At 76.2% G+C, this 5,766-nt stretch carries 5 protein-coding genes; 1 reads left to right on the plus strand and 4 read right to left on the minus strand.

From position 1 onward, the window contains the following. Positions 1-28: 28 nt before the first annotated feature. Together ACTUAL_RS22060 and ACTUAL_RS22065 are read right to left on the minus strand one after the other, a co-directional pair. On the minus strand, positions 29-775 hold the full coding sequence (locus tag ACTUAL_RS22060) for a DedA family protein (protein ID WP_440901578.1): 747 nt from the start codon (positions 773-775) through the stop codon (positions 29-31). Positions 776-804: 29 nt separating this feature from the next. Further along, entirely contained in the window at positions 805-2,319 is a 1,515-nt protein-coding gene (locus tag ACTUAL_RS22065; RefSeq protein ID WP_440901579.1) for an MFS transporter, read from the minus strand. Between the two features lie 79 nt (positions 2,320-2,398). On the opposite strand from ACTUAL_RS22065, the gene ACTUAL_RS22070 reads away from it, so the two are divergent. Then, a complete protein-coding gene (locus ACTUAL_RS22070) occupies positions 2,399-2,977 on the plus strand; it encodes a TetR family transcriptional regulator (RefSeq protein WP_096495768.1) in 579 nt (192 codons plus the stop codon). On the opposite strand, the gene ACTUAL_RS22075 is transcribed toward ACTUAL_RS22070, so the two are convergent. Further along, positions 2,964-3,584, minus strand: coding sequence for a TetR/AcrR family transcriptional regulator (locus ACTUAL_RS22075; RefSeq protein WP_096495769.1), 621 nt, complete (start codon positions 3,582-3,584; stop codon positions 2,964-2,966). The two genes, ACTUAL_RS22070 and ACTUAL_RS22075, sit on opposite strands and share 14 nt — an antisense overlap. A gap of 138 nt (positions 3,585-3,722) precedes the next feature. Then, a partial coding sequence (locus ACTUAL_RS22080; protein WP_440901580.1) for a discoidin domain-containing protein occupies positions 3,723-5,766 on the minus strand: 2,044 nt, incomplete at its 5' end.

The following is a 5,766-nucleotide window of genomic DNA, read 5'->3' on the forward strand; positions in this document are numbered from 1 at the left end:
GGCGGGCGCGGTCGGGCGGGCCGCCGGTTCAGCCGGTGGGGCGGGGCGGTTCGGCGGCGGCCGGGAGGGGTTCGGCGGCCATCGCGGCTGCCGCGACCGGCCCAGCCGCAACCGACCCAGCGGCGACCGACCCAGCGGCGCCCTGTTCAGCGGCGACCGACCCGGCGGGCGCCGATCCTCCGGCGTCCCCGCCCGGCTTGCGGAAGATCCGGCGCGCGAGCTCGAACCCGCCCGCCGTCACCGCCGACAGCACCAGCCCGGCGGCCAGCGACAGCAGCGGGTGCCCGTGGGTGAACGGCCCGAGCGCGGCGGCGAACGCGAGCATGTACGCGCTCCACACCGCCGACGCGGCGAGCGTCGCGGGCAGGAACCGCCGCACCGGCAGCCCGACCCGCCCGCACGCCGCCGTGCTCACCAGCCGCCCGCCGGGCAGCAGCCGCGCGCCGACGCACACCACGACCGGCCGGTCCGTCAGGTTCCGCCGCACCCAGCCCGCCGGTCCGGCGTCCTCGGGCACGCGCAGCAGCCGGTGCGAGCCGCGACCGAGCCCGTAGACCAGGAAGTCGCCCAGCACCGAGCCCGCCATCGCGGTCAGCGCGAGCCCGAGCACGGCGGGCGCGTCGTGCGAGTGGAACGCCCCGGACGCGGCGGCCACCAGCAGCGACTCGCTGGGCAGCATCGGCACCGGCGCGTCGAGCGCGATGAGCAGCGCCAGCACCGGAAGCAACCAGGCGCTGCGCAGCACGACGTCGAACACCGCAGTCAGATGGTGCACGGACTTCCCCCCACGGGCCGGACAGCGAGCTAGTCGGCAGGCCGCACCGCCACCGACGGAATTGTGCGCCACGCCACGAACGCGGCCACCAGGGTCACCGCGGCGGCGACGAGCGAGGTGGTCTGCATGGCCCCCGTGAACGCCTCACGTGCAGAGTGCAGCACCGGCGAGTCCGCGTCCAGTGCCGAACTGCCCGAGGCCAACGAGTCCCGCACGGCGGCGCGCTGGTCGGCCGGGAGGTCGGCGGGCAGGTCCAGGTTCGACCGGTACACCAGCGACACCAGCGACCCGAGCACGGCGATGCCGAGCGCGACGGCCAGCTCGTAGGCGGTCTCGGCGATCGCCGACGCGGCCCCGGCCTTGTGGCTCGGCACGGCGGAGACGACGGCGTCGGTGGTCACCGTCTGCGACAGCCCGACGCCGAACCCGACGGGCACGAGCGCCAGTGCCAGCCACAGGTAGTTCTCCGCGCCCTCGGCGGCGGCGATCCCGGCCAGGCCGAGGGAGATCAGCGCGAGCCCGCCCGCGATCGCGCGACCGGCGCCGAGCCTGGCCAGCGCCCGGCCGACGAGGGCGACCACGGCGATGGAGGCGAGCGTCGCGGGCAGCTCGGCGAGCCCGGCCTGCAGCGGGCTGTGGCCGCGGGCGAGCTGGAGGTACTGGGAGAAGAAGAACAGCAGCCCGGTGAGCGCGAAGATCGTGATGAACGCCGCGAACACCGCGCCGCTGAAGGCGGGCCCGCGGAACAGGTCGACGTCGATCAGCGGGGTGTCCAGGCTCCGCTGCCTGCGCACGAACGCCACCCCGGCGGCCAGGCCGAGCAGCAGGGCGAGGACGCCGGAGCCGTCGACACCGGTGCTGACGGTGTGCTTGACCGCGTAGACCAGCGGCACGATCGCGGCCATCGACAGCGCGGCGGAGAGCAGGTCGAACCGGCCGGGGTCGGGTTCGCGCGACTCGGGCAGCAGGAACGCGCCCGCGACCACCAGCGCGGCCATGATCGGGACGTTGATCAGGAAGACCGAGCCCCACCGGAAGTGCTCCAGCAGGAGGCCGCCGACCAGCGGTCCGAGGGCGGCGCCACCACCGGCGGCGGCCGACCAGATCGCGATGGCGCGGGTGCGCTCGGCGGGGTCGGCGAAGAGGTTGCGGATGATCGAGAGCGTCGACGGCATCAGCGTGGCCCCCGCGACGCCGAGCAGCAGCCGCGCGCCGATCAGCGCCTCCGGGCTGCCCGCGAACGCCGCGAGCAGCGAGGCGAGGCCGAACGCGGTGGCGCCGGTGAGCAGCAGCCGCTTGCGCCCGACGCGGTCGGCGAGGTTGCCCATGACCAGCAGCAGCCCGGCGAGGGCGAGCGAGTAGACGTCGCCGATCCACAGGATCTGGGTGGCGCTGGGGGCGAGGTCGGCGGTCAGGGAGGGCACGGCCAGGGAGAGGACGGTGCCGTCGACGGCCATGACGAGGACGGCCAGCGCCAGCACGGCCAGCGCGGCCCAGCGGCGGCGGGCCGTGAGCGGGGAGTGGGTGGTCTCGGACGTGGACACGCAAGAAACTGTACCGACCAGACGGTGCAGTTTCCAATGGGGGAGACTGGCGCCACGACTCCCGAGGCAGAGGTGAGACATGGGTCGCACGACCGGACGGTCCCCCGAGGACACCCGCCGCCTGGTGCTGGACGCGGCGGCGCGGGAGATCTGCCGCGACGGCATCAGGACCAGCCTGGACGCGATCGCCCAGCGCGCGGGCGTGTCCAAGGGCGGCCTGATCTACCACTTCCCGAACAAGGAGGCGCTGCACCGGGCGCTGGTCCAGCAGGAGGTGGACGAGTGGCGGGAGCTGGTCGAGCGCGAGGTGGACCCGGAGGAGCGCGGCCCCGGCAGGCTGATCCGCGCCTACGTGCGGGCGAGCCTTGCCCCGTTCGACGGCGCGGACGTGCGCGAGCGGTTCCGGCTGTTCGCGCAGCTCAGCACGGTCCCGGCGGCGGTGCGGGCGGCGGAGGAGGACGAGGCGCGCTGGCAGCGCGAGCTGGAGGCGGACGGTGTGCCGCAGGCGACCAGGGTGCTGGTCGTCGCGGCGGCGGACGGCGCCTGCGGGCCGCCGCTGCTGGGGTCGGCGCTGCCGGACGAGGTGCGCGAGCGGTTGAAGGCGGACCTGCTGGCGCTGGTCGACGCGGCGGTCGGGGCCCCGGTCAGGGCCGGGTGAGCCCGGAGCGGGTGAACAGGGCCTCCACCAGCGTGTCCCCGGCCGGCCCGAGCACGAGCCGGACCGCGCGGGCCGCGCCGAAGGTGTGCATGGCCACCGCGCCGAGGACGTGCGCCACGAGCATCGCGGCGGCCCCCTCCGGCTCGACCTCGGCGCGCAGCAGCCCGTCCCCCTCGGCCTCCTCGAACAGCGCGGCGCACAGGCCGAGCAGCTGGTCGAGCGCCTCGCGCTTCACGTCGAACCCCTGGTCGTCCGGGAGCCGGTCGTCGCGCCCGACGACCTCCAGGAGCTGCCGGAAGCGCTCGTCGTGCTCCAGCGAGAAGTGCAGCCCGATCAGGAACGAGCGCACCCGCTCGACCGGGTCGCCCGGCTCGCGCAGCGGCCTCCACAGGCCCTGCCCGATCTCCGCCCACCGCTCCCCCACGGCGGTCGCGTAGAGGTCGGCCTTGGTCGTGAAGTGGAGGTAGGCCGCGCTCCTGGTCAGCCCGGACCTGGCGCTGATGTCGGCCAGCGTGGACGCGGCGTACCCGTTCTCGGCGAACGCGCTCAGCGCGGCCGACAGCAGTCCCGCTCGGGTGAGGGCGACGTCCTCGGGGGCCTTCCGCATGGCGTGATCGTAGCTGCCCACCACGACGTCCCGGTCCGGCCGCGCGCCGGCTCGGCGCAGGTCAGCCGCCCGCGCGGGCCTGGCGCGGGCGGTGGGCGCACCGGTCCGGCGGCCGTGACGCCGAGGCCCTGGTCGCGCTCAGCCCCTGGACAGGGCCGTCACGCGGTTCAGGGACAGCTCGCCCCCGGTCAGCCGCACGCCCAGCGCGGGCGACCAGGTCGCGCGCCGCTCCGGTGACACCGCCGTCGCGTACGGGGCGCCGCGGAGCCTGCGCCACTGCCCGGCGCGCTCCACCCAGGTGGTCATCGCGCGCTCCCCGAACACGGCCGCGAACCGGTCGCCCGGCTGCCACACCACGTCCGCGCAGCACCCGCCGGTCGCCGCGCCCGCGTCCCGCCCGTCGACGCGCACGTCCACCCCGGAGCTGCGCCCGCTGTGGTTGTACCAGGACAGCGCCAGGTCCTCGCCGCCCGCCGCGAGGCCCACCAGCACGCTGTCCTCCGGGGCCGCGCCTGCGAACTCCCCCGGTTCCAGCACCACCGCCACCTCGCCCGCGGGCGCGGTCACCGGGGCGACCAGCACCGCCGACGACTGGCGGGACGCGCTCGCGGTGAGCCCGCCGTCCGCCACCAGCTCGGGCGCGGGCTCGCCGAACCGCGCGCCCACCCGGTAGTCGCGCCACCGGCTGAAGTCGTCGTCCCACACCACGCGCCCGTAGTCGGCCGGGTCGAAGCGGGCCTCCGCCTGCGCCACGGCGGAGGTCGCGCCCCGGTCGGTGGTCACGAGCAGCCGCAGCGGGGCCCGGTCGCCGGGGGTCAGCGACGCGGGTGCGCCCACCCGCCAGCGGAACCCGTCCGCGCGGCGCGGCAGCGGCGAGACCGTCCAGCCCGCCGGGGCCAGCAGCTCCGCCCGCGCCGAACCGCGCACGGTCGCGCCCACCTCCGCCTCACCGCCGGCCCGCACCGGGATCACCCCGTCCCGCAGGCCGTCCAGCGCGGCAAAGACCCGGTCGTCCTCCCGCCGCCAGGACTGCCAGGCCGTCACGCCCACCGCGCCGCCGTCGGACCGGGTGGCGCGCAGCCGCAGCGCGTCCGCCCGCACCGGCGGGTCGACCACGACCCGGTTGACCCGCCCGCGCTCCGGCACGGCGGGCGTCCGGCGCTGGCCGGGGACCTCCACCCACGCGCCGGAGGCGTCCCGCCGCTCCAGGGCGAACGCGTCGGGCGTGCGCACTCCCCCGCCGTCGTCGTAGAACGAGACCCGCACGTCCGACACCACCGTCGCCGCGCCGAGGTCGACCGCCAGCCAGTCGGCGCGGTTCGGGCTGCCGTACGAGGTCCAGCGGGTCGACGGGACGTCCAGGTGGAAGTCCTGGCCGTCGATCGCGTCGGCGGGGCTGTCGGCGGGCCAGGTGTGCGAGGCGGTGGCGGCCGGGAAGCCCGTCCCGGACGGGTTCGCCAGGTCGTCCACCAGCCTCGGCAGCTCGGCGGGGGCGCCGCGCCGCAGCGGGACGCGCACCGGGCCCAGGTCGCGCTGGGCGTGCGCCTGCACGCCGTCGACGAACACCCGCAGCCCGGCGCCCCTGCCGTAGGCGCGGCCGTCCCGGTCCCACAGCACGGTCAGGTTCCGGCCGTGGTACGGCACGTTCTCCGCGGCGAAGTGGTCCCAGCCGTCCGGGACCAGCGGGGCGATCCGCACCGAGTCCCCCTGCTCCGGCCGGATCCCGAGCAGCCCGGACAGCACGAGGTCGGTGAACGTGGAGTGGTTGTAGTCCTCGCTGTGCCCCCGGCCGTCGTAGAGCCAGCGGTCCTGGTCGGGGTGGTGCGCCTCGGCCACGTACGGCTGCCCGCCCTTGCGCTGGGTCAGCGCGTAGCCGCGCAGTACGTCATAGTAGTCGCCCTTGTCCACAAAGGACTGCGCCGGGTAGTCCACGAGCAGGTTGGCCAGCGCGGTGAGGGTCTGGCTGGTGGCGAACGGCCAGCTCGGACCGGACCAGCGGCAGCACCCCTCCTCCGCGTCGTGCAGGTACCACGGGCTGCGGCGCTCCACGGTGGTCGGGCCGAAGTCGGCGGCGAAGCCCGCCCGGTCGGTCAGCTGCGCCCACGCGGACGAGTGCTCGGCCGGGGGCATCCCGAAGTACCAGGGGACGAAGCCGATCTGCTCGCGGTCGGCCAGCGGCGCG

Source organism: Actinosynnema sp., from assembly GCF_052038725.1.